This window comes from Mycobacterium bohemicum DSM 44277, from assembly GCF_001053185.1.
Lineage (GTDB): Bacteria > Actinomycetota > Actinomycetes > Mycobacteriales > Mycobacteriaceae > Mycobacterium > Mycobacterium bohemicum.
The window spans coordinates 266,968-288,877 of the sequence record NZ_CSTD01000002.1 but is presented as its reverse complement, the minus strand read 5'-3'; the positions used below and the strand labels follow the sequence as shown (position 1 = coordinate 288,877).

19 protein-coding genes, 1 tRNA gene and 4 pseudogenes are annotated in these 21,910 nt (G+C 70.4%); 12 read left to right on the top strand and 12 right to left on the bottom strand.

Annotated features, from left to right (window positions below):
* Nucleotides 1-7 precede the first annotated feature (7 nt).
* The 9 genes from BN971_RS11420 to selD form a co-directional block, all read right to left on the bottom strand.
* Nucleotides 8-1,177 carry a zinc-dependent alcohol dehydrogenase gene (locus BN971_RS11420; RefSeq protein WP_085182306.1) on the bottom strand — a complete coding sequence of 390 codons (1,170 nt, stop codon included), beginning with the start codon at nt 1,175-1,177 and terminating at the stop codon, nt 8-10.
* A complete protein-coding gene (locus tag BN971_RS11415) occupies nt 1,174-1,680 on the bottom strand; it encodes an SRPBCC family protein (protein WP_211704204.1) in 507 nt (168 codons plus the stop codon). The genes BN971_RS11420 and BN971_RS11415 overlap by 4 nt, the downstream gene beginning before the upstream one ends.
* Nucleotides 1,677-1,892: a hypothetical protein gene (locus tag BN971_RS11410; RefSeq protein ID WP_090350106.1), complete on the bottom strand. Its 216-nt coding sequence runs from the start codon at nt 1,890-1,892 to the stop codon at nt 1,677-1,679. The genes BN971_RS11415 and BN971_RS11410 overlap by 4 nt, the downstream gene beginning before the upstream one ends.
* Nucleotides 1,893-2,040: 148 nt before the next feature.
* Nucleotides 2,041-3,027, bottom strand: coding sequence for an LLM class F420-dependent oxidoreductase (locus BN971_RS11405; protein ID WP_085182304.1), 987 nt, complete (start codon nt 3,025-3,027; stop codon nt 2,041-2,043).
* Between the two features lie 72 nt (nt 3,028-3,099).
* Nucleotides 3,100-3,939: a hypothetical protein gene (locus tag BN971_RS11400; RefSeq protein ID WP_085182303.1), complete on the bottom strand. Its 840-nt coding sequence runs from the start codon at nt 3,937-3,939 to the stop codon at nt 3,100-3,102.
* A 116-nt stretch (nt 3,940-4,055) separates the two neighbouring features.
* Nucleotides 4,056-5,141 carry an NrfD/PsrC family molybdoenzyme membrane anchor subunit gene (nrfD, locus tag BN971_RS11395; protein ID WP_085182302.1) on the bottom strand — a complete coding sequence of 362 codons (1,086 nt, stop codon included), beginning with the start codon at nt 5,139-5,141 and terminating at the stop codon, nt 4,056-4,058.
* Nucleotides 5,142-5,148: 7 nt separating this feature from the next.
* Complete coding sequence (locus tag BN971_RS11390) at nt 5,149-6,120, bottom strand: 4Fe-4S dicluster domain-containing protein (RefSeq protein WP_085182301.1); 972 nt, start codon at nt 6,118-6,120, stop codon at nt 5,149-5,151.
* A complete protein-coding gene (fdh, locus tag BN971_RS11385; protein WP_249262726.1) occupies nt 6,083-9,406 on the bottom strand; it encodes a formate dehydrogenase in 3,324 nt (1,107 codons plus the stop codon). Before fdh ends, BN971_RS11390 begins: the two co-directional genes overlap by 38 nt.
* A 39-nt stretch (nt 9,407-9,445) precedes the next feature.
* Nucleotides 9,446-10,438, bottom strand: a complete 993-nt coding sequence (gene selD, locus BN971_RS11375) for a selenide, water dikinase SelD (RefSeq protein WP_085182298.1) — start codon at nt 10,436-10,438, stop codon at nt 9,446-9,448.
* Between the two features lie 26 nt (nt 10,439-10,464).
* On the opposite strand from selD, the gene BN971_RS11370 reads away from it, so the two are divergent.
* The 3 genes and pseudogenes from BN971_RS11370 (at nt 10,465) to BN971_RS26450 (ending at nt 10,904) form a co-directional block, all read left to right on the top strand.
* Nucleotides 10,465-10,559 (top strand) — tRNA-Sec (locus tag BN971_RS11370).
* An 18-nt stretch (nt 10,560-10,577) separates the two neighbouring features.
* A pseudogene (locus BN971_RS11365) lies at nt 10,578-10,802 on the top strand (L-seryl-tRNA(Sec) selenium transferase); the annotation flags it as partial.
* A 15-nt stretch (nt 10,803-10,817) separates the two neighbouring features.
* Nucleotides 10,818-10,904: a SelB domain-containing protein gene (locus BN971_RS26450; RefSeq protein WP_249262731.1), complete on the top strand. Its 87-nt coding sequence runs from the start codon at nt 10,818-10,820 to the stop codon at nt 10,902-10,904.
* On the opposite strand, the gene BN971_RS11360 is transcribed toward BN971_RS26450, so the two are convergent.
* Nucleotides 10,905-11,369, bottom strand: a complete 465-nt coding sequence (locus BN971_RS11360; protein ID WP_085182295.1) for a GatB/YqeY domain-containing protein — start codon at nt 11,367-11,369, stop codon at nt 10,905-10,907.
* A gap of 35 nt (nt 11,370-11,404) precedes the next feature.
* Here BN971_RS11360 and BN971_RS11355 point away from each other — a divergent pair, with 35 nt between their 5' ends.
* The 5 genes and pseudogenes from BN971_RS11355 (at nt 11,405) to BN971_RS11335 (ending at nt 16,030) form a co-directional block, all read left to right on the top strand.
* Nucleotides 11,405-12,706 (top strand): DUF7847 domain-containing protein, encoded by a 1,302-nt coding sequence (locus tag BN971_RS11355; protein WP_170322158.1) that lies wholly within the window; start codon nt 11,405-11,407, stop codon nt 12,704-12,706.
* A gap of 13 nt (nt 12,707-12,719) precedes the next feature.
* Nucleotides 12,720-13,373, top strand: a complete 654-nt coding sequence (locus tag BN971_RS11350; protein WP_085180034.1) for a DUF4129 domain-containing protein — start codon at nt 12,720-12,722, stop codon at nt 13,371-13,373.
* Nucleotides 13,374-13,527: 154 nt separating this feature from the next.
* Nucleotides 13,528-13,704: pseudogene (locus tag BN971_RS25050) on the top strand (DUF4350 domain-containing protein); the annotation flags it as partial.
* Entirely contained in the window at nt 13,701-14,708 is a 1,008-nt protein-coding gene (locus tag BN971_RS11340) for an AAA family ATPase (RefSeq protein WP_085180032.1), read from the top strand. The pseudogene BN971_RS25050 and the gene BN971_RS11340, both read left to right, overlap by 4 nt.
* On the top strand, nt 14,708-16,030 hold the full coding sequence (locus BN971_RS11335; protein ID WP_085180031.1) for a DUF58 domain-containing protein: 1,323 nt from the start codon (nt 14,708-14,710) through the stop codon (nt 16,028-16,030). The genes BN971_RS11340 and BN971_RS11335 overlap by 1 nt, the downstream gene beginning before the upstream one ends.
* A gap of 87 nt (nt 16,031-16,117) precedes the next feature.
* On the opposite strand, the gene BN971_RS11330 is transcribed toward BN971_RS11335, so the two are convergent.
* Nucleotides 16,118-17,119, bottom strand: a complete 1,002-nt coding sequence (locus BN971_RS11330) for a stage II sporulation protein M (RefSeq protein WP_085180037.1) — start codon at nt 17,117-17,119, stop codon at nt 16,118-16,120.
* A 25-nt stretch (nt 17,120-17,144) separates the two neighbouring features.
* Between BN971_RS11330 and BN971_RS11325 the strand changes: the two are divergent.
* Nucleotides 17,145-17,675, top strand: a pseudogene (locus BN971_RS11325) (RDD family protein); the annotation flags it as partial.
* A pseudogene (locus BN971_RS11320) lies at nt 17,579-18,055 on the top strand (PadR family transcriptional regulator); the annotation flags it as partial. The pseudogenes BN971_RS11325 and BN971_RS11320, both read left to right, overlap by 97 nt.
* Nucleotides 18,056-18,079: 24 nt before the next feature.
* Here BN971_RS11320 and glpK read toward each other — a convergent pair.
* Entirely contained in the window at nt 18,080-19,546 is a 1,467-nt protein-coding gene (gene glpK, locus BN971_RS11315; RefSeq protein WP_249262730.1) for a glycerol kinase GlpK, read from the bottom strand.
* A gap of 156 nt (nt 19,547-19,702) precedes the next feature.
* Between glpK and BN971_RS11310 the strand changes: the two genes are divergently transcribed.
* Both BN971_RS11310 and BN971_RS11305 read left to right on the top strand, forming a co-directional pair.
* Nucleotides 19,703-21,193 carry a glutamate-cysteine ligase family protein gene (locus BN971_RS11310; protein WP_085180027.1) on the top strand — a complete coding sequence of 497 codons (1,491 nt, stop codon included), beginning with the start codon at nt 19,703-19,705 and terminating at the stop codon, nt 21,191-21,193.
* Nucleotides 21,183-21,869: a class I SAM-dependent methyltransferase gene (locus BN971_RS11305; RefSeq protein ID WP_085180026.1), complete on the top strand. Its 687-nt coding sequence runs from the start codon at nt 21,183-21,185 to the stop codon at nt 21,867-21,869. Before BN971_RS11310 ends, BN971_RS11305 begins: the two co-directional genes overlap by 11 nt.
* Nucleotides 21,870-21,910 lie beyond the last annotated feature (41 nt).

Genomic DNA, 21,910 nt, shown 5'->3' with positions numbered 1-21,910 from the left:
CCTCCTGTTACGGGTTGAGAATCACCTTTGTGCAGTGGTCTTCTTTGTGCTTGAAGATCTCGTAGCCGTGCGCCGCCTCGTCGAGGGACAGGTGGTGGCTGACGATGACGGTCGGGTCGATCTCGCCCTTGCGGATCCGGTCCAGCAGCGGCCGCATGTACCGCTGCACGTGGCATTGACCCGTCTTGATGGTCAGCGACCGGTTCATGATCGCGCCGATCGGGAACTTGTCCATCAGCCCCCCGTACACCCCGACGATCGAGATGGTGCCGCCGTTGCGGCAACTCATCGCGGCCTCCCGAAGTGCGTGCGGCCGTTCGGTCTCCAATCGCATCGCCTGCTTGGTGCGGTCATAGGCGTCCACCAGGGTGGCGCCGTTGCGGGCTTCCATACCCGCGGCGTCGATGCAGTGGTCAGGCCCGCGCCCGGCGGTGATGTCTTGCAGCCGCTCGAGCACCGCGGTCTCCTCGAAGTTCACCGGAGTCGCGCCGAGTTTCTGCGCCAGCTCGAGCCGGTAGGGCACCCTGTCGACAGCAACGACTTTCGCCGCGCCCAGCAAATACGCGCTCATGATCGCGAAGAGGCCGACCGGTCCCGCGCCCCAGACGGCGACGATGTCGCCCGGCGCGATGTCGCACATCTCCGCGGCCATGTAGCCGGTCGGCAGGATGTCCGACAGGAACAGCACCTGCTCGTCGGTCAGGTCGTCCTCAATCTTCAGCGGGCCGACGTCGGCGAACGGCACCCGCGCGTATTCGGCTTGGCCGCCGGCGAACCCGCCCAGCATGTGCGAGTACCCGAACAGCCCGGCCGGGGAGTGGCCCATGAACTTCTCGGCGATGCCGGCGTTCGGGTTGGAGTTCTCGCACAGCGAGAACAGGTCCCGCTCACAGGCCGAGCACGCCCCGCACGCGATCGGGAACGGGACGACCACGCGGTCGCCCACGGCGAGGTCGCGCACCGCCTTGCCGACCTCGACGACCTCGCCCATGAACTCGTGGCCCAGGACGTCGCCGCGCTTCACCGTCGGGATGTAGCCGTCGTAGAGGTGCAGGTCCGAACCGCAGATGGCGGTCGAGGTGATCTTGACGATCGCGTCACGGTCGTTGAGGATCTCGGGGTCCGGAATCGACTGGACCTCAACGCTGTTGCGGCCGGCCCAGATCGTCGCCTTCATGATCGCGCTCCCTGCGTCGGTTGGCCGGGTTGCTGGTGCAGTTGGCGGCCCGAGGAGGTGCCCTCCGGGGACCCGTCGGAACGCAGCACCTGGCCCGTCTCGATGATTTGCTTGAAGCGCCGAAGGTCGTCGTTGACCTCCTGGTCGGGCGATTCACCGAACAGCGTCGCCGCGGCCTTGCCGAGCGCACCGCCGGGCAGGTGGTAGCCGATGGTGACGCGCACCTCGGTGCTGTCGCCGTCCGGCGTGGGCGCGAATTCGACGCTGCCGCCGTTCTCCACCACCGACCCGGGCAGCGATTGCCACGCGATCCGCCGGCCGGGCTGGTCCTCGGTGATCTGGGCGTCCCATTCCACCGACCGCCCGCCCGGGGCGTTGGCCACCCAGTGGGTGCGGCCGTCGCCGTTGGCCGTGACCGACTTCAGGTGATACATGAACGACGGCAGATTCTCGACGTCGCGCCAGAAGTCGTACACCTCCTGCGGCGACCGGCGGATCGTCACCGCCGCGCGCAGCAGGCGATGTCCCCCGCCGCCGGCCCGCATTCGCGCGCGCCGAGCGCCCGGATGATCCGGCTCGACCGGGGCGTCTCGTCGACCCCGGCGATCGCGGCGACCCTGCCGGGTGCCACGAGTTCGCCGATGCCCAAACCGAAGCTCGTCGCCGCGAGGACCTTCACCAGGGTGCCGGTGGCATTTCTCGATGGATCGGTCATCGTCGACTCCCTCGCGCTTCGCGTATTTACCTGTGCGCTCTAATCCGCCGGGCCACAACACCTTTGCGGATCACGCCGGTCATTGCTCGCGCCGTCACATCGCACGCTCGCAATCGGATACCCTGGCCGGCACCGCCCAAACCCACCCTCAGCGCGACGCGTCCCGCAGCGCCTCCAGCAACGGCTCGGCCGCCTCCTTGAGAAACCTTTCCTGCGTTTCGCCGCCGATCTGGACCAGCGCGATGTCGGTGAACCCGGCCTCCCAATAGGGCCGGACCGCCTCGACGATCGCGTCCAGGTCGGGGCCGCACGGGATGGAGTCGGCGACGTCCTCGGGGCGCACGAACTGGGTCGCCCCGGCGAACCCGGCCGGCGTCGGGAGGTCGGCGTTGACCTTCCAGCCGCCGGCGAACCAGCGGAACTGGTCGTGCGCGCGGTGGACGGCGGCGTCGCGGTCGGGATCCCAGGAGATCGGTATCTGACCGACGACCCGCCCGGCCTGGGCGCCGTTGGCGGCCTGCCGGGCGGCGTGCCACGCGTCGACCAACTCCTTGTCGGGCTCGACGGCGACGAAGTGGTCGGCGAGCTTGACGAACTTGTCGATCGCCCGCTTGCCGCCGATGGCCACCGCGATGCCGACCGGCACGTCGGGGACGTCCCACAGCCGCGCCGAGTCCACCTGGAAGTACTCGCCGCGCCAGTCGACCAGGTCGCCGCCGAACAGCTCGCGGATGATCTTGATCGCCTCGCGCAGCATGTCCTGGCGGCGTTCCACGGTCGGCCAGCCCTTGCCGACCACGTGTTCGTTGAGGTTCTCCCCGCTGCCCAGGCCTAGGGTGAACCGGCCATCAGACAGGATCTGCACGGTGGCGGCCTGCTGCGCGACGACGGCCGGGTGGTAGCGCATCGTCGGGCAGGTGACGTAGGTGTAGAGGTCCACGCGCTCGGTGGCGTGCGCCACCGCGCCCAGCACCGCCCAGGCGTTGGGCGCATGGCCCTGCGACATCAGCCACGGGGTGAAGTGGTCGCTGCACACTTCGAAGTCGAAACCGCGATCTTCGGCCGAAATGGCGTAGTGGACAAGGTCTTTGGGTCCACTCTGCTCGGTCATGAGAGTGTAGCCGAAATTGGTCATGCCAGGCGGATTACCCGCTTCACCGCGGGTGTAACGCCACGGCGAGAATTCCGGCATGGGACCGCCGTGGCGTTACGCCCGGCGGCCTCGTGCCTGGGCCACCCGGCGGATGATGTCGGCGGGGCGATCTTCAGCGATGACTCGAACGACGATCCACCCGTGACGCTCGAGCATGTCGAGCCGGCGGATGTCCCGCACGTATTGGGAGCGGCTGGATCGGTGGTGGTCGCCGTCGTACTCGACGGCGACCCGGATGTCCTCCCAGCCCATGTCCAGGTAGGCCTCGACAACGCCCCATTCGTTGCATACCGGGATCTGGGTCTGCGGTCGCGGAAAGCCGGCACTGATCAACAGCAGGCGTAGCCAGGTCTCTCTCGGGGACTGCGCCCCGCTGTCGACCAGTTCGATCGCCGCCTTCGCGGCGTTGATACCGGGGCGGCCGCGGTTGCGGTCGACGGCGAGCTCGAGGTCGGCCATCTTCAACTCGGTCGCCCGCGCCAGCGCGTCGATCGCGGCGACCGCTTCGGACAGCCGGCATCGCCTGCCCAGGTCGAGGGCCGTCCGAGCAGCAGTGGTGACCCGCATGCCGTTGATGACGGTGATCTCGTCGGGCTCGACGCGTTCTTCCCAGACCCGCACTCCGGATGCTTTGCGGCGGTTGGTGTCGATGATTTCTGCCGGCCGCGACGGGTCGATCCATCGCGCGCCGTGCAGGGCGGAAGCGGAGAAGCCGGCGAGAATGCCTCGGCGGCGAGACCGCAGCCAGCATGCCTTTGCGCGCAGCACCGCCGTCATGTGGGCGTCGAGCGGCACGTACACATCCTGGTGAAGGGCCCTGTAGCGGGTTCGCAATTGATGCCGGGTCAGGCGGCGCGCGGCCAGGGCCTCGCTGCCCAGAAAGGGGTCCGTCATGGCCGAAAGTGTGCTGAGCGATACCGACACCCTGCCCGGGCGTAACGCCAGGGCGGGAAACCGAGCCGAAAGTCGCCCTGGCGTTACGGGCCGGGACGACGCGGACAGGCGCGTGGCTAGCCCGCGGTGGTGATCGAATCCCCGGCGGTTCCGGCGGCCCGGCGCGCGGCCAGCCTGCGTTTCTGCGGCTCGATCGTGTAACGCGGATCGCGGGTGGACTCCACCCCGGCCTCGAAGAAGCCGAACCTCAGCATCGCCGACGCCGTCAGCAACGTCAGGCCGGACAGGGCGGCGATCCCGCGGTGCCGCCCGCCGAGCAGCGCGCCCAGCCCGCCGGCGGCGGCGAGCCGCTCGCTCCACGCCAACAGCCGGCCGGGCCTGCCCCGGTGCAGGGGTTCCCTGGTCACCGGGTCCATCCGGTATTCGGTGAACCGCGCCGAGACCAGATCGGCGATCGCACCGATGACCGCCAGCCTGCGGGCCGGCCCGGCCTCGGCGACCGGCGTGGTGATCATCGCCAGGCCCGATGCGGCCAGGCTCGCCGAACTGGCGAACACGAACGGCAGGTCCCTATAGGCCGCGTTCCAGGTCGGGGTCGCGGTGTCGGTGAGCAGCACCGCGGTGTAGACGGCCAGCGGCGGCGCGAAGGCCGCCGCCTCCAATCCGGCCGGCCCCTCGACGGCGCGCAGCACGGACCTCAACGGCCCCAACGGGATTCGCTCGCCCGTCATCCGGTCGACCTCGGCGACCGCGGCGACCCCGATGCCGGCGCTGAAGAGGCTGAGAATCCACGAGCCGATGCTCATCGGCGAGGTCAGCTTGACCGTCCGCAGCATGTTGACGAAACGCTCGGGCCGGCCCAGATCCTTGACCAGCGCGGCCGCGCCCAGCATCACCGCGATCAGCGCGGACAGCCGCGCGTTGCGGCGCAACGTGTTTCGCCCGGTCAGCTGGGCGCCGGCGGCCAGCAGGCCGGACCCGCCGGCGACACCGCCGAGGAACAGGTAGGCCGGCACTTCGTGGCCCCACGGCGCGGGCTTGACCACCGGACGCCCGTAATAGGAGGTGAAGTCGGCTTCGGGCACCATCGGCATCTCGCGTGAACCGTCCGCACCGCCCCGACGGCCCTGCCTCTTGCCTTTGCGGCGCCGGCCGCCCTCGGGTTCGGGCGGGCGCAAGCTGTCGAATTCCGAAGTGCTCAAGGGATATTCACCGACCCTTCCGGAAGGCCAAGACAGCTGCGCCGACCATGCCGGCCGCGGCCATGACCGCGCTGGCGAACATCCGGGGGAGGTCGGCCGTGCACACCCGCGGGTCGGGCGGCAGGCCGTACACCTCGGGTTCGTCGAGCAGCAGGAAGATCGACCCGATGCCGCCCACGCCGTCGCGCTCGTTGGCACCGTACAGCCGGGCCTCGGTGCGCCCCTCGGCGTGCAGCGCCGCGACCCGTTGCCGGGCGGTCGCGACCAGGTCGTCGTGGTCACCGAACTTGATCGAGGTGGTCGGGCAGGTCTGGGCGCACGCCGGGGTCTGGTCCTCGATGAGGCGGTCGTAGCACAGGGTGCACTTCTGGGCGACCCCGGTGACGAATTTCTCGGCGGGACGGTCGGGCCGCCCGGGCCTTTGCGCGGGGGTGGCGTACGTGCCGTCGCTGCGGCGTTCGACCACGCCGAACGGGCACCCCGCGACGCAGGTGCCGCAGCCGTTGCAGACGTCGTCCTGCACGACGACCGTGCCGAACTCGGTGCGGAACAACGCACCCGTCGGGCAGACGTCCAGGCAACCGGCGTGCGTGCAGTGCTTGCACACGTCCGACGACATCAGCCACCGGAACTCCGGGGTGTCGGGGGGTGTCGTGTCAACGGCGGCGGGAAGCGCGGGCATGCCCAAATCGATGAGGGCGCGGCCGGATTCGCGCGCCTCCTCGATGCGGTCGCGGCCCTGCTCGATGAACGCCACGTGCCGCCACGTGCTGGCCCCCAGCGCGCCGGTGTTGTCGTAGGAGGAGCCCAGCAGCTCCAGGTCGCCGTCGCGCGGGTTGCGGTTCCATTCCTTGCAGGCCACCTCGCAGGCCTTGCATCCGATGCAGATCGAGGTGTCGGTGAAGAATCCCTTGCGCGGCTTGGGTTGCGCCCAGCCGGCGTCAGTCGTCGGGTCGGTCGGCCCGCTGAGCTGACCCATCGGCTCCCCCTTCCCATACGCCGTCGCTGATCGCTGCGTTGCCGGTCTCGGTGGTCGCCCCGGAACGGGATTGATACTCGGCGATGAGGCGCAGCAGTTCCTCGCCCTGCGGCCGGCGTCCCGGCCGGATGTCGCACGCCCCGGCCTTCGACTCCTGGATCTGCACGTTGGGATCCAGTGTCACACCGAGCAGGTCGTTGGCGGCGTCGCCGCTGACCACCGCGTCGCTGCCGACGCCCCAGTGGTAGGGCAAGCCGATCTGGTGCACCGTGTGGCCGGCCACCACCAGCGGCGTCATGCGCGCGGTCACCAGCACCCGGGCCTCGATCGCCGCCCGGGGCGAGACGATCGTCGCCCATCCGTAGGGCTGCAGGCCGCGTTCGGCGGCCAGCTCCGGGGACACCTCACAGAACATCTCCGGCTGCAGCTCCGACAGGTAGGGCAGCCACCGGCTCATGCCGCCGGCGGTGTGATGCTCGGTGAGCCGATAGGTCGTGAACACGTAGGGGTAGACGTCGGCCCCCGGTTCCCCGGCGCTGGGTGCGCTCAGATTGTCCTTGCGCGGGAAGGTGATTCGCGCGGGGTTGCGCTGCTGGGGGTACAGCGGGTTGGCGACTGGTGACTCCTGCGGCTCGTAATGCGTGGGCAGCGGCCCGTCGACCACACCCTTGGGGGCGAACAGCCAGCCCTTGCCGTCGGCCTGCATGACGAACGGGTCGTCACCGGCCAGGGCGTCGGGGCCGCCGACGTCGGGATCGGGCCGGCTGCCCGGCGCCCGGTCTTCCACGAAGTCTGGCACGTCGTATCCGACCCATCGGTGCTGACCGGCGTCCCACCAGACGTAGCGCTTGCGCTCGCTCCACGGCCTGCCCTCGGGGTCGGCGGACGCGCGGTTGTAGAGGATCCGCCGGTCGGCGGGCCACGCCCAGCCCCACTCGTGCTGGCTCGGCGAGTCGCCGCCGCGCGGCACCCGACGGGCGGCCTGGTTGACCGCGTTGGCGTACACGCCCGTGTAGATCCAGCAGCCGCCGGCCGTCGAGCCGTCGGCGCGCATCTCGGTGTACGACGACAGCGGCGTGCGGTCGGCGGCGTGGTAGCCGTTGATCTCCGCCAGCACGGCCTCGCCGTCGGGTTCGCCGCTCTCGTCGGTGGGGTAGTCCCAGGTCAGGTCGAGCAGCGGCCGGTCGCGTTCGTCGGTCGATCCGGCCAGCCGCTGCCTGATCCGCTTGCCGAGTTCGAAGAAGAACTCCAGCTCGCTCTGGCACTGCCCCGGCGGGTCGACGGCCTTGTGCCGCCACTGCACCAGCCGCTGGGTCTGGGTGAACGATCCCGCCTTCTCCACGTGCGAGGCCGCCGGCAGGAAGAACACCTCGGTCTCGATGTCCTCGGTGCGCAGTTCGCCCGACGCGATCTCCGGCCCGTCCTTCCACCAGGTGGCCGACTCGATGAGGTTCAGGTCGCGCACCACCAGCCACTTGAGGTGCGACATGCCGAGGCGCTGCATCCGGCCGTGCGCCGATCCGACCGCGGGGTTCTGGCCGAGCAGGAAGTAGCCCTCCACCTCGTCGGCCAGCATCGCCGTCACGGTCTGGTAGGTGCCGTGCGGGCCGGACAGCCGCGGCAGGTAGCCGTAGGCCCAGTCGTTGTCCTCGGTCGCCGCGTCACCCCACCACGCCTTGAGCAGGCTGACCATGTAGGCGTCGGCGTTGGCCCAGAAGCCCTTCTGCTTCTTGGACGCGACGGCGTCCAGATAGTCGGCCAGCGTGTCGTGCATTCCGGCCTTGGGCATCGCCAGGTATCCCGGCAGCAGGTTGAACAGCGTCGGAATGTCGGTGGAACCCTGGATGGTGGCGTGGCCGCGCAGCGCCATGATGCCGCTGCCCGGCCGCCCCACGTTGCCCAGCAGCAGCTGCAAAATCGTTGCGGTGCGGATGAATTGGGCGCCCAGGGTGTGCTGTGTCCATCCGACGGCGTAGGCGAAGCAGGTGGTGCGCTCGCGCCCGGAGTTCTCCACGATCGAGCGGGCGAGGTAGTCGAAGTCCTCGCGGCCGATGCCGCAGACTTCCTTGACCATCTCCGGTGTGTAGCGGGCGTAGTGCCGCTTGAGGATCTGGAAGACGGTCCGCGGATGCTGCAGGGTTTCGTCCCGCTGCACCCGGGCGTGCGCGAGCGGCGGACCGCCGCTGCCGTGCTCGTGCCCCGCGCCGCTGTGCGCGGCGCTGGCGCCGTGGGTGTGGCCGCCGTCGGGAGACTCGACCTGGCCGTTCTCCCGCTCCTCGTAGGCCCACGTCGACGTGTCGTACTGCCCAGTCTCGGGATCGAAGCCGGAGAACAAGCCGTTCAAATCCTCGGTGTCCCTGAACTTTTCGTTGATGAGGGTCGCGGCGTTGGTGTAGGCGACGACGTACTCTTTGAACCACAGCTCATTGCGCAGGACGTGGTTGATCAGCGCCCCGAGCAACACCACGTCCGAGCCGGCCCGGATCGGGATGTGCCTGTCCGCCACCGCCGACGTGCGGGTGAAGCGGGGGTCGACGTGGATGACCCGCGCGCCGCGGGCGCGCGCCTCCTCGACCCACTGGAACCCGACGGGATGGCACTCGGCCATGTTCGAGCCCTGGATGACGATGCAATCGGCGTTCGCCATGTCCTGCAGTGTTTGGGTGGCGCCGCCGCGCCCGAAGGAGGCCCCCAGACCGGGAACCGTGGCGGAGTGTCAAATGCGAGCTTGGTTCTCGATCTGGATGGCGCCCGCGGCCGTGAAGAGCTTCTTGATGAGGTAGTTCTCTTCGTTGTCCAGCGTCGCGCCGCCCAGCGCCGCGATCCCCAGGGTGCGGCGCAGCGGGTGGGCCTTCTTGTCGATGTCCTGCCAGGTGTGGCGGCGGGATTCGACGAAGCGGTCGGCGATCATGTCGATCGCGGTGTCCAGTTCGAGGGGCCGCCATTCGGTCGCCCGTGGGGCGCGGTAGAGCACCTGCACCTGCCGGCCCGGCGAGTTCACCAGCTGTTCGCTCGCGGCGCCCTTGGGGCACAGGCGGCCCCGCGAGATCGGTGAATCCGGGTCACCCTCGATCTGGACCACGCGCTCGTCCTTGACGTACACCTTCTGACCGCAACCGACCGCGCAGTACGGGCAGATGCTCTGCACCACGCGGTCCGCGGTCGTCGTGCGCGGCGTCACCGCGCGGGTCTGCTTCGAGGTCACGGCCGACCCGCGGCCGAGCTTGTCCGGTGAGCGCAGCTGACGCACGACGGGCCATTCCAGGAAAAAGTTCCGCATACCCATGGCCTCTACCCTAGTGCGGGCGACCGAAACCCCGCGCCCTCAGCGCACCACGATGGTGTACTCCCCGCGCGCCACCAGCTCCCCGATCACGGGGGCGCCCGGGATCTCACCGGCGATCAGGAGCCCGCCCGAGGTCTGCGCGTCGGCGAGCAGCAGCGCTTCCTGTTCGTCGATCGCGGCGAGGTCGGCGTGCGGACTCACCCACTCGAGGTTGCGTCGCGTGCCCCCGCTGACGTAGCCGGCCGCCAGCGCCTCGCGCGCCCCCTCCAGATAGGGCACCGCGGCCGCGTCGACGATCGCCGTCACGCCGCTGGCCCGCGCCAGCTTGTACAGGTGGCCGAGCAGGCCGAAACCCGTTACGTCCGTGGCACATTCGGCGCCAACGGCCAGCGCGGCGTCGGCCGCGTCGGCGTTCAACGTGGTCATCGCCTCGATCGCCTGCTCGAAGCGCTCGCCGGTGGCCTTGTGCCTGCTGTTGAGCACGCCGACGCCGAGCGGCTTGCTCAGCGACAGGGGCGTTCCGGGTTTGCCAGAATCGTTGCGCAGCAACCGGTTTGGGTCCGCGATCCCGGTGACGGCCAGCCCGTACTTGGGTTCGGGGTCGTCGATGCTGTGCCCGCCGGCGAGGTGGCAGCCGGCCAGGTCGCAGACGTCCCGCCCGCCGCGCAGCGTCTCGGCGGCCAGCTCGAACGGCAGCACGTCGCGCGGCCAGCCCAGCAGGTTCACCGCCACCACCGGACGCCCGCCCATCGCGTAGACGTCGGACAGCGCGTTGGCGGCCGCGATGCGGCCCCAGTCGTAGGCGTCGTCGACCACCGGGGTGAAGAAGTCCGTCGTCGCGATCAGCGCCGTGCCCCCGTCGATGCGCACCACGGCGGCGTCGTCGCCGCTGTCGAGGCCCACCAGCAACTCGCCCACCGGGTCGCGGGGTGCGCTCGCCCCGAGCCCGCGGACGACGTCCTCGAGCTCCCCGGGCGGGATCTTGCAGGCGCAGCCGCCGCCGTGGGCGTATTGGGTCAGTCGATAGGTCACGCATACATAATGTCGCTATGGTCCGAGGAGGCGTGTCCGGTCTGGTGACCGGCGCGGTCTTCAAAACCGTCGAACGGCAGACGCTGCCGCTGGCGGGTTCGATTCCCGTCCGCCTCCGCCATACTTCCTCCGGCCCGACATGAGCGACCCGCGCCGGAGGGTGCCGAGCACCGACACGCTGCTGGCCGATCCGCGCCTGGCCGAAGCCCAGCGGGTGCTGGGCCGCACGCTGGTGAAGTCCGTGATCGCCGAAGCGCAGCAGCGGGCGCGCGCCGGGGAGATCGAGCCCGAGCGGGTCGCCGAGCACGCCGTGGCCGCGCTTCCCGGCACCGCGTCGAGCCTGCGGCCCGTCATCAACGCCACCACGCGGCGGGTCGCGGTGCCGCTGCTCGAGCAACTGGACGCCCGGCGGGTCACGCGGCGCGCCGGCGACGGCACGCGCACGGTCGTCGTCTCGCCGAGTTAGCTACAGGCGCTCCTTGACCGCCGCGGACAGCCGGGCGCCGTCGGCCTTGCCGGCCGCGATGGCCGTGGCCGCCTTCATCACCATCCCCATCTGCTTCACGCCGGGGCGCTCGCCGATTTCCTCGGCGACCTGGGCGATGGCGGTGTCGGCGACGTCGGCGAGCTCGGCCTCGGTGAGGGGGGTCGGCAGGTACTCGTCGATGACCCGCGCCTCGGCGTGCTCGTTCGCGGCCAGCTCGCCGCGGCCGTTCTGCGTGTAGATCTCGGCCGCCTCGCCGCGCTTGCGTGATTCGCGGGCCAGCACCTTGATGACGTCGTCGTCGGTGAGCTCCCTGGCCTGCTTGCCGGAGACTTCCTCGGTCTGGATCGCGGCCAGCAGCATGCGCAGGGTGGCCGTTCGCAGCTTGTCCTGGGACTTCATCGCCTGGGTCAGATCCGCCCGGAGCCGGGCTTTGAGTTCCGCCATGACCGAGACGCTACCGCGCCGGGGGGACGGCCAAGATTGAGAAATGCCCCGACCGCCGACAGGATGGACCCCATGACCAACCTCGGGGCGGCCCGCACGGCCCGCTCGAAGGGCTCCGGAGCGCGGTGAGCGCGCCTCCGTCGGGGTATCCGGTGGGCCCGCCGCCCGGATACGGCCCGCCACCGGGCTATGGCCCGCCCCCGGGGTACGGCCCGCCCCCGGGCTATGGCCCGCCGCCCCCGGCCTACGGCCCACCCCCGGGGTACGGCCCGCCCCCGGGCTACGGCCCGCCCCCGGCCTACGGCCCCTGGCCCGGGTATGGCGCACCGCCGGGATACGGGCCCCCACCGGGCCCGCCCTACGGTCAGGCGGCCAAACCCGGAATCATCCCGCTGCGCCCGCTGACCCTGAGTGAAATCTTCAATGGCGCGGTGGGTTACGTGCGCGCCAACCCGCGGGCGACGCTGGGGCTGACCGCGATCGTGGTCATCGTCATGCAAATCATCACGCTGGTCGCGACCCTCAGTCCCGTGGCCGCCTACGGCCGGTTCGGCGCGGAGCGCGCCGACGAACTGTCCGCCGGGGTGGCGGGCACGGCTGTGGCCGCGATGGGGGGCGGCCTGCTGGTCACCTGGCTGGGCGGCATGCTGCTGTCCGGCATGCTCACCGTCATCGTCGGCCGCGCGGTGTTCGGGTCGACGATCACGATGGCCGAGACGTGGGCCAAGATCCGCGGCCGGCTGCTGCCGTTGCTCGGCCTGGCGCTGCTGGAGGCCGCGGCCGTGGCGGTGCTCGCGGGGCTTGTCGTGGTGATCGTCGCGGTGCTGGCGGCCGTCGGTAACGGGGCCGCGGCGGTCCTGCTGGGCTTTCCGCTTGGTCTCGCGGTCCTCGCGCTGCTGGTGTACCTCTACACGGTTGTGTTATTCGCGCCCGTGCTCATCGTGCTCGAACGGCTGCCCGTCGTGGAGGCCCTCACGCGGTCGTTCGCCCTGGTCCGCAACGGCTTCTGGCGGGTCCTGGGCATCCGGTTGCTGACCCTGCTGGTCGCGACCGTGGTCGGCGGCGCCGTCGGGGCGCCGTTCAACATCGTCGGCGAGATCATCCTCGCCGGAAACACCTCCGTCGGGATCCTGCTGATCGGCACCGCGGTGACGTCGATCGGCGCGGCGATCGGGCAGATCATCACCGCGCCCTTCACCGCGGGGGTGACCGTGCTGCTCTACACCGACCGCCGAATGCGTGCCGAGGCTTTCGACCTGGTGCTGCAGACCGGCGCGGCCGGCGGACCCTACGCGGTCGAATCCACCGACAACCTCTGGCTCACCCGGCCCGCTTGAGGACCCGCTGACCGTGCCTTCCATCGACATCGATCGAGATGCCGCCCACCAGGCCGCGCAGAACGAGCTCAACAAACCGATCTACGGCAAGGCTTCCGCCGGCGAACAACTGACCGACTGGGTCAACGACATCATCTACCGGCTCCTGCAGAAGGCCGCCGCGGTGCCGGGCGGCTGGTTGACCAGCATGGTGCTCTTCGTCCTGCTGGCGGCCGCCGTGGCCGCCGCCGTCATCGTCGCGCGGCGCACCATGCGCACCCGCCGCGGCGGCGACCACCAGCTGTTCGGCACGGCCCTGCTCACCGCCGAACGGCATCGCGCGACGGCGGAAAGCTATGCCGCGGAGGGAGATTGGGCGGCGGCGATCCGCCATCGGCTGCGTGCGGTCGCCCGGCAGCTCGAGGAGACCGGCGTGCTGGAACCGGCGCCCGGGCGCACCGCCAACGAGCTCGCCCGCGACGCGGGCGCCGCACTGCCGCACCTGAGCGACGAATTGAACCAAGCGGCAACGGCTTTCAATGACGTCACGTACGGTGAGCGGCCCGGGACGCCGGAGGCCTACCGAATGGTCGCCGACCTCGACGACCACCTGCGGTATCGATCCCACGGAGCGCCGGGGACCCCCGGGCCGACCGCGGCCCGCGAGGCCTGGGCGCAGGTCCGCTGATGGACACCCTCGAGAGCGCTGCCGGCATTGCCGCCCCCGGCGAGCGACGCCGCCGGTCATGGCGCTGGCCCGTCGCGCTGCTCATCGTCCTCGCGCTGATCGCCGGGTTCGACGCCTACCTCACCGCGCCGCGCCCGGGCGCCCGGATGGACCCGGCCTCGGGCCGGACGCGCCGGCGCCCGCGGTCGTGGCCACCGTGGCCCAGCGCGGCGGCGCCGACGCGGGATACGTGTCCTACCAGCTGTTCGGGCCGCCCCCGGCCACCGACGACGACCTGCTCCACCTTGCCCGTGCGCTCGACGACATCGAAAGGCAGGTCACACACACGTGACACAACCAACGCAGATCCCTCCTGAGGCCCCCGCTGCGGCCACAGCCCAGACCCCGGCCGCCGAGTCGGCGCGCGATGCGCTGCTGGCGCTGCGCGCCGAGCTCGCCAAGGCCGTTGTCGGCCAGGAGGGGGTGGTCAGCGGCCTGGTGATCGCCCTGCTGTGCCGCGGCCACGTGCTGCTGGAAGGCGTTCCGGGAGTGGCGAAGACGCTGCTGGTCCGGGCGCTGGCCGCGGCGCTGAACCTGGAGTTCAAGCGGGTGCAGTTCACCCCGGACCTGATGCCCGGCGACGTCACCGGTTCGCTGGTGTACGACGCGCGAACCGCCGAGTTCGTCTTCCGGCCAGGACCGGTGTTCACCAACCTGCTGCTGGCCGACGAGATCAACCGCACCCCGCCCAAGACCCAGGCCGCCCTGCTCGAGGCGATGGAGGAGCGTCAGGTCAGCGTGGACGGCGAAGCCAAGCCGCTGCCCGACCCGTTCATCGTGGCCGCGACCCAGAACCCGATCGAATACGAGGGCACCTACCAGCTGCCCGAGGCGCAACTCGACCGCTTTCTGCTCAAGCTGAACGTGACGCTGCCGCCGCGTGACTCCGAAATCGCCATCCTCGCCCGGCATGCGCACGGCTTCGATCCCCGCGACCTGTCCGCCATCGAGCCGGTGGCCGGGCCCGCCGAACTTGCGGCGGGCCGCGAAGCCGTGCGGCGCGTCCTGGTCGCCGACGAGGTGCTGGGATACATCGTCGACATCGTCGGCGCCACCCGCACCTCGCCCGCCCTCCAGCTGGGGGTCTCGCCCCGCGGGGCGACCGCCCTGCTCGCGACGGCGCGTTCGTGGTCGTGGCTGTCGGGCCGCAACTACGTCACGCCCGACGACGTCAAGGCCATGGCCCGCCCGACGCTGCGGCACCGCGTCATGCTGCGGCCGGAGGCCGAACTCGAGGGAGCCACCAGCGACGGCGTGCTCGACGGAATCCTGGCGTCGGTCCCGGTGCCCCGCTAGTGGTCCTGACCGGACGCACCGGGCTGATCGCGCTGCTCTGCGTCCTTCCCATCGCGGTATCACCGGCGCCGGCAACGACTTTCGCCGCGCTGCTGGTGCTACTGCTGGTCGCGGTGGGCATCGACATCGCTTTGGCCGCCAGCCCACGCAGCCTGCGCTGCGTCCGTTCGCCGGACCGCTCGGCCCGGCTCGCCGAACTACTCGACGTCGGGCTGGTGATCCACAACGACGGCCGGCGGCGGTTTCGTGGACAGATCCGCGACGCCTGGCCGCCCAGCACGCGCGCGGAGCCACGCATCCATCGGGTGAACATCGTTGCCGGCCAACGCCAGTACGTCCAGACGCGGCTGCGTCCGGTTCGCCGCGGCGACCAGCGGGCGGCCGTGGTCACCGCCCGATCGGTCGGGCCGCTGGGCCTGGCCGGACGCCAGGGTTCCCAGTCCGTGCCGGGCCAGGTTCGGGTGCTGCCGCCGTTTCTGTCCCGCAAACACCTACCGTCGCGGCTGGCGAAGCTGCGCGAGATCGACGGGCTCCTGCCGACCCTGATCCGTGGCCAGGGAACGGAATTCGACTCGCTGCGCGAGTACGTCGTCGGTGACGACGTGCGCTCCATCGACTGGCGCGCGACCGCGCGGCGCGCCGACGTCGTCGTCCGCACCTGGCGGCCCGAACGCGACCGGCGCGTGGTGATCGTGCTGGACACCGGACGCACGGCGGCCGGCCGTGTGGGCGTCGACCCGATGGCCACCGACCCGGCGGGATGGCCGCGGCTGGACTGGGCGATGGACGCCGCCCTGCTGCTGGCCGCGCTCGCCACGCGGGCCGGCGACCACGTCGACTTCCTGGCCCACGACCGGGTCACCCGGGCGGCCGTCTTCGGCGCCTCACGCACCGAACTGCTGGCGCAGCTGGTGGACGCGATGGCCCCGCTGCAGCCCGCCCTACTCGAATCCAATTGGCGCACAACGGTTGCCACCATCTTGCGGCGCACCCGGCGGCGGTCGCTGGTGGTGTTGCTGACCGACCTCAATGCGACGGCGCTCGACGAGGGATTGCTGCCCGTGCTGCCGCAGTTGGCCGCCCGCCATCACCTGCTCGTCGCCGCGGTCGGCGATCCGCGCGTCGACCAGATGGCGGCCGGGCGTTCGGACGCGGCCGCGGTCTACGACGCGGCGGCCGCGGAGAAGTCGCGCAACGATCGGCGCGCGCTGGCCGCCCGTCTGCGCCACGGGGGCGTGGAGGTCGTCGACGCCGCGCCCGCGGAAATCGCGCCCGCCCTGGCGGACCGGTACCTGGCGATGAAGGCGACCGGGCGGCTCTGACTGGGGGCCCTAACGCCGGCCGAGTGCGAAAATCCCGACGCTGCAACGGCGTGTCGCGTCGTGATATGCACGGTCGTCGAGCAGCGGTCAGGCGGCCGGCACCACGTCGGGCGCGTCCTCGATGTCACCGGTCTCCCCCGCCTTGGCGGCCCGCCGGCCGAAAAACCAGACGTAGAAAAGGAACGCCGCCTCGGCGAGAACCCCGATGCCGACCCGAGCCGCCGTCGGCAGCGGCGAGGGCGTCACCAGCGCTTCGATCAGACCGGACACCAGCAACACCGCGACCAGACCGACGGCGACCGCCACCACGGCCCTGCCCTGCTCGGCCAGCACCTGGCCGCGCGGCCGGTCGCCCGGTGAGATCACCGACCATCCCAGCCGCATACCCGTTGCGCCGGCGAGGAATACGGCGGTCAATTCCAGCAGCCCATGCGGAGCGAGCAGGCCCAGCAGCTGCCCGCCCTTGCCCGCGGGGAACATCAAACCGGCGATCACGCCCACGTTGGCGGCGTTCTGGAACAACACGACCGGGATCGGCAGTCCCAGCACGATCGACAGCGCGATGCACTGGGCCGCCACCCACGAGTTGTTCACCCAGATCTGCAGGGCGAAGGCGCCGGCGGGGTGGTCGCTGTAATACGACGCGACGTCATGGTTCACCAATTGCTCGATGTCGCTTGGTGTTCCGATGGCCGACTGCACCTCCGGATTGCCGGCCACCCAGACGGCGATCACCGCCACCACGGCGAGGAAGGCCGCCGCGGTGGCGGCCCACCAGCGCCACGTGCGGTACGCCACCACCGGGAACGAGACCGTCCAGAACCGGGTGAACGTGCGGCTCAGCGGGGCGTGGGCGCCGGTCACCACCGAGCGGGCCCGGGCGACCAGGCTGGACAGCCGGCCGATCAGCACGGAATCCGGCGTCGCCGTCCCGGCCGATCGCAGTATCGACAGGTGGGTGGACACCCGTTGGTAGAGCTCGACGAGCTCGTCGACCTCGGCCCCGGTCAGCGACCGGCGCCTGCCGACCAACGTCTCGAGCCGATCCCACGTCGGGCGATGGGTCAGCACGAAGGCGTCGACGTCCACGCTGTGCAGGGTACCGTTCGGTGTTATGTCGGAGGTGGTGACGGGCGACGCCGTGGTGCTCGACGTGCAGATCGCCCAGTTGCCGGTGCGGGCCGTCAGCGCGCTGATCGACATCGCCGTGATCGTCGTCTGCTACCTGCTTGGCCTGATGTTGTGGGCGGTCAGCATCACCGCGTTCGACTCCGCGCTCAGCACCGCGGTCCTGCTCATCTTCACGGTGCTGGTGATCGTCGGGTATCCGGTGATCCTCGAAACCGCAACGCGGGGGCGCTCGGTGGGCAAGATGGCCATGGGCCTGCGGGTGGTATCCGACGACGGCGGCCCGGAACGGTTCCGCCAGGCGCTGTTTCGGGCGCTGGCGTCGGTGGTCGAGATCTGGATGCTCTTCGGCAGCCCGGCCGTCATCTGCAGCCTGCTGTCGTCGAAGGCCAAACGGATCGGCGACATCTTCGCCGGCACCGTCGTGGTCAGCGAGCGCGGGCCCCGGTTGGCGGCGGCCGCGGTCGGCGCGGTGACGTCCGCGCGGCCATCCTGGCCCTGCTGGCCGAGCGACCTATGCACGGCTACGAGATGATCCAGCAGATCGCCGAGCGCAGCAACGAACTGTGGCGGCCCAGCCCCGGGTCGGTGTACCCGACGTTGCAGTTGCTCGACGACGAGGGCCTGATCAGCGCGAGCGAATCCGAGGGCAGCAAGAAGCTTTTCGAGCTGACCGAGGAGGGCCGCGCGGAGGCCGGGAAAATCTCGACCCCGCCCTGGGAGGAGATCGCCGAAGGCGCCGACCCGGGCCACATCAACCTGCGGGCGGCCGTGGGCCAGTTGTTCGGAGCGGTCGCCCAGTCGGCGCACACCGCCACCGCGGACCAACAACAGCGCGTCGTCGAGATCCTCAACACCGCGCGGCGCGAGATCTACGGCATCCTCGGCGAGGACTGACCGGCCGGCGGACCCTGGACCGGGCTAGTTCACATCCACCCAGTCCAGGGTCCGCTGCACGGCCTTGTGCCACCCGGCATAGCCCGCGGCGCGCTGGTCGTCGTCCCACATCGGCGTCCAGCGCCTGTCCTCCCGCCAATTGGCCCGCAACTCGCCGGCATCGGCCCAGAAACCCACGGCCAGTCCCGCCGCGTAGGCCGCACCCAGCGCCGTGGTCTCGGCGACCACCGGCCGGACCACATCCACCCCCAGCACGTCGGCCTGGATCTGCATGCACAGGTCGTTACCGGTGACACCGCCGTCGACCTTCAGGACCTCAAGGCGCACACCGGAATCCGCGGCCATCGCGTCCACCACGTCGCGGCTCTGGTAACAGATCGCCTCCAGGGTCGCGCGGGCGAGGTGCGCGTTGGTGTTGAACCGGGACAGGCCCACGATCGCGCCCCGTGCATCGGACCGCCAGTACGGCGCGAACAGCCCGGAGAAGGCCGGCACAAAATCCCCCCCGCCGTTGTCGCTGACCTGACGCGCGAGCGACTCGCTTTGCGCCGCACCGCTGATGATGCCCAGCTGATCGCGCAGCCACTGCACCGCCGCGCCGGTGACGGCGATCGAACCCTCAAGCGCGTAAACGGGTTTGGCGTCCCCGAACTGGTAGCAGACGGTCGTCAGCAGCCCATTGCCCGACCGCACGATCGTCTCGCCGGTGTTGAGCAGCAGGAAGTTGCCGGTGCCGTAGGTGTTCTTGGCCTCCCCGGCGGACAGGCAGACCTGGCCGACCATCGCCGCGTGCTGGTCGCCCAGGACGCCGGCGATCGGCACCTCCCCGCCGACTGGCCCGGTGGCCGACGTCACGCCGTAGGGCTCGCGCGGAGCCGACGACGCGATCGCCGGCAGCATCGCACGGGGGATGGAGAAGAACGACAACAACTCGTCGTCCCAGTCCAGCGCCTGGAGGTCCATGAGCATGGTCCGGCTGGCGTTCGTCACGTCGGTGACGTGCGCGCCGCCCCGCGGGCCGCCGGTCAGGTTCCACAGCACCCAGGTGTCAGCGGTGCCGAACAGGGCGTCGCCGCGCTCGGCGGCCTCCCGAACGCCGTCGACGTTCTCCAGGATCCACTGCAGCTTCCCGCCGGAGAAATAGGTCGCCGGCGGCAGGCCCGCCTTGCGGCGGATGACCTCGCCGCGCCCGTCGCGCTCCAGGGCCGACGCGATCCTGTCGGTGCGGGTGTCCTGCCAGACGATCGCGTTGTAGTAAGGGCGCCCGGTGCGCCGATTCCACACCAGCGTTGTCTCGCGCTGATTCGTGATCCCCAGGGCCGCAACATCTTCCGCGGCCAGATTGGATCGGTTCAACACCGACGTCAGCACCGAGGAGGTGCGCTCCCAGATTTCGACCGGGTCGTGCTCGACCCACCCGGCGCGGGGCATGATCTGTTGGTGCTCGAGCTGGTGGCGCGCCACCTCCGAGCCGTCGTGGTCGAAGATCATGCAGCGGGTGCTGGTGGTGCCCTGGTCGATGGCGGCTACGAATTCGGCCAAGCTTCTCTCCTCCGCCGGCTCGTGAGGTGTCCCAAGAGGCTTCCATGATCGCAGGTCAGCCGTTGCGCCTTGCGTTACCGCCGGTGAACATGTTGCATCGGCGGTGTGGGCGACGAGGTCAAGCGCACCACGTATGACCGCGAAGAACGGCGGGAATACCGGCGCAAGCTGCAGGTGTGTCTCGACGTCTTCGAGACGATGCTCGCCCAATCGCACTTCGATTCCGATCACCCCCTGACCGGGATGGAGATCGAGTGCAACCTCGTCGACGCCGGCTATCAGCCCGCCATGTCCAACCGGCGCGTGCTGGACGCCATCGGCGACCCGGCTTACCAGAGCGAATTGGGCGCCTACAACATCGAATTCAACGTACCGCCCAGACCGCTGCCCGGGCACACCGGGCTGGACCTGGAGGCCGAGGTGCGGGCCAGCCTCAACGACGCGGAAGTCAAGGCCAGCGCCGGCGGGGCGCACATCGTGATGATCGGCATCCTGCCCACCCTGATGCCCGAGCACCTGGACCACGACTGGATGAGCGAATCCAACCGATACGCCGCCCTCAACGATTCGATCTTCAGCGCGCGCGGTGACGACATCCCGATCAACATCTCCGGGCCCGAGCCGCTGAGTTGGCAGGCCGTGTCGATCGCTCCCGAATCCGCCTGCACCAGCACGCAACTGCATCTGCAGGTGGCGCCGGAGGACTTCGCCGCCAACTGGAACGCCGCCCAGGTGCTCGCGGGCCCACAGCTGGCGCTGGCGGCGAACTCGCCGTATTTCTTCGGGCACCAGCTGTGGGCGGAGACCCGCATCGAGCTCTTCGCCCAGTCCACCGACACCCGCCCCGACGAGCTCAAGACTCAGGGGGTGCGCCCGCGCGTGTGGTTCGGCGAACGATGGATCGACTCCGTCGTCGACCTCTACGAGGAGAACATCCGGTACTTCCCGTCGCTGCTGCCCGAGGTGTCCGAGGAGGATCCCGTCGCCGAGCTGGCCGCCGGACGCGCCCCCCAGCTGTCCGAACTGCGTCTGCACAACGGGACCGTGTACCGATGGAACCGGCCGGTCTATGACGTCGTGCACGGCCGCGCGCACCTTCGGCTGGAGAATCGGGTGCTGCCCGCGGGCCCGACGGTCGTCGACATGCTGGCCAATTCCGCCTTCTTCTACGGCATGTTGCGCAGCCTGTCCGAAGACGAGACCCCGCTGTGGACGAGGATGGATTTCGTTGCGGCACAGGACAATTTCTTGACCGCGGCACGCCACGGGATGGCCGCCCGGCTGTACTGGCCGGGCCTGGGTGAGGTGTCGGCGCGCGAACTTGTGCTCACCACGTTGCTGCCGATCGCCCACGACGGGCTGCGCCGGTGGGGTGTCGACCGCGCGGTGCGCGAGCGGTTCCTCGGTGTCATCGAGGGCCGCGCCAAAACCGGCCGAAACGGGGCCGGTTGGCAGGTCTCCACCGTGCGTACGCTGGAGGACGGCGGGATGAGCCGGCCGGCCGCACTCGCCGAGATGCTGCGACGCTATTGCGAGCACATGCACGCCAACGAACCGGTGCACACCTGGGATCAAGAGGAGGGCCATGTCGTCTGACGTGATGGACTGGGACGGCGCGTACCGCGAGCAGGGCGAGTTCCAGGGGCCGCCGCCGTGGAACATCGGTGAGCCGCAACCGGAGCTGGCCGCGCTGGTGGCCGCCGGCAAGTTCCGCAGCGACGTGCTCGACGCCGGGTGCGGGTTCGCCGAGCTGTCGCTGGCCTTGGCCGCCCAGGGCTACACCGTGGTCGGCATCGATCTGACGCCCACCGCCGTGGCGGCGGCCACCAGGGCGGCCGCCGACCGCAACCTGGCCACGGCCAGTTTCTTCCAGGCCGACATCACCGACTTCGCGGGCTATCCGCAGGGATCGGCCGGCCGGTTCAACACGGTGGTCGACTCGACCCTGTTTCACTCGCTGCCCGTCGATGGCCGCGACGGTTACCTGAGTTCGGTGCACCGCGCGGCCGCCCCGGGAGCACGGTATTTCGTGCTGGTCTTCGCCAAGGGCGCCTTCCCCGCCGAGATGGAGACCAAGCCCAACGAGGTCGACGAGGACGAGTTGCGTGCGGCGGTGAGCAAGTACTGGGAGATCGACGAGATCCGGCCCGCCTACATCCACGCGAACATGCCCGACGCCGCCGACGCGCCCTTCCGCATGCCGCCGCACGACCGCGACGAGAAGGGCCGGATGAAGCTGCCGGCCTACCTGCTGACCGCGCACAAGGGCTAGCGCCGCGCGGGCGGGTCAGGACTGCAGGAAGTGGCACCGTG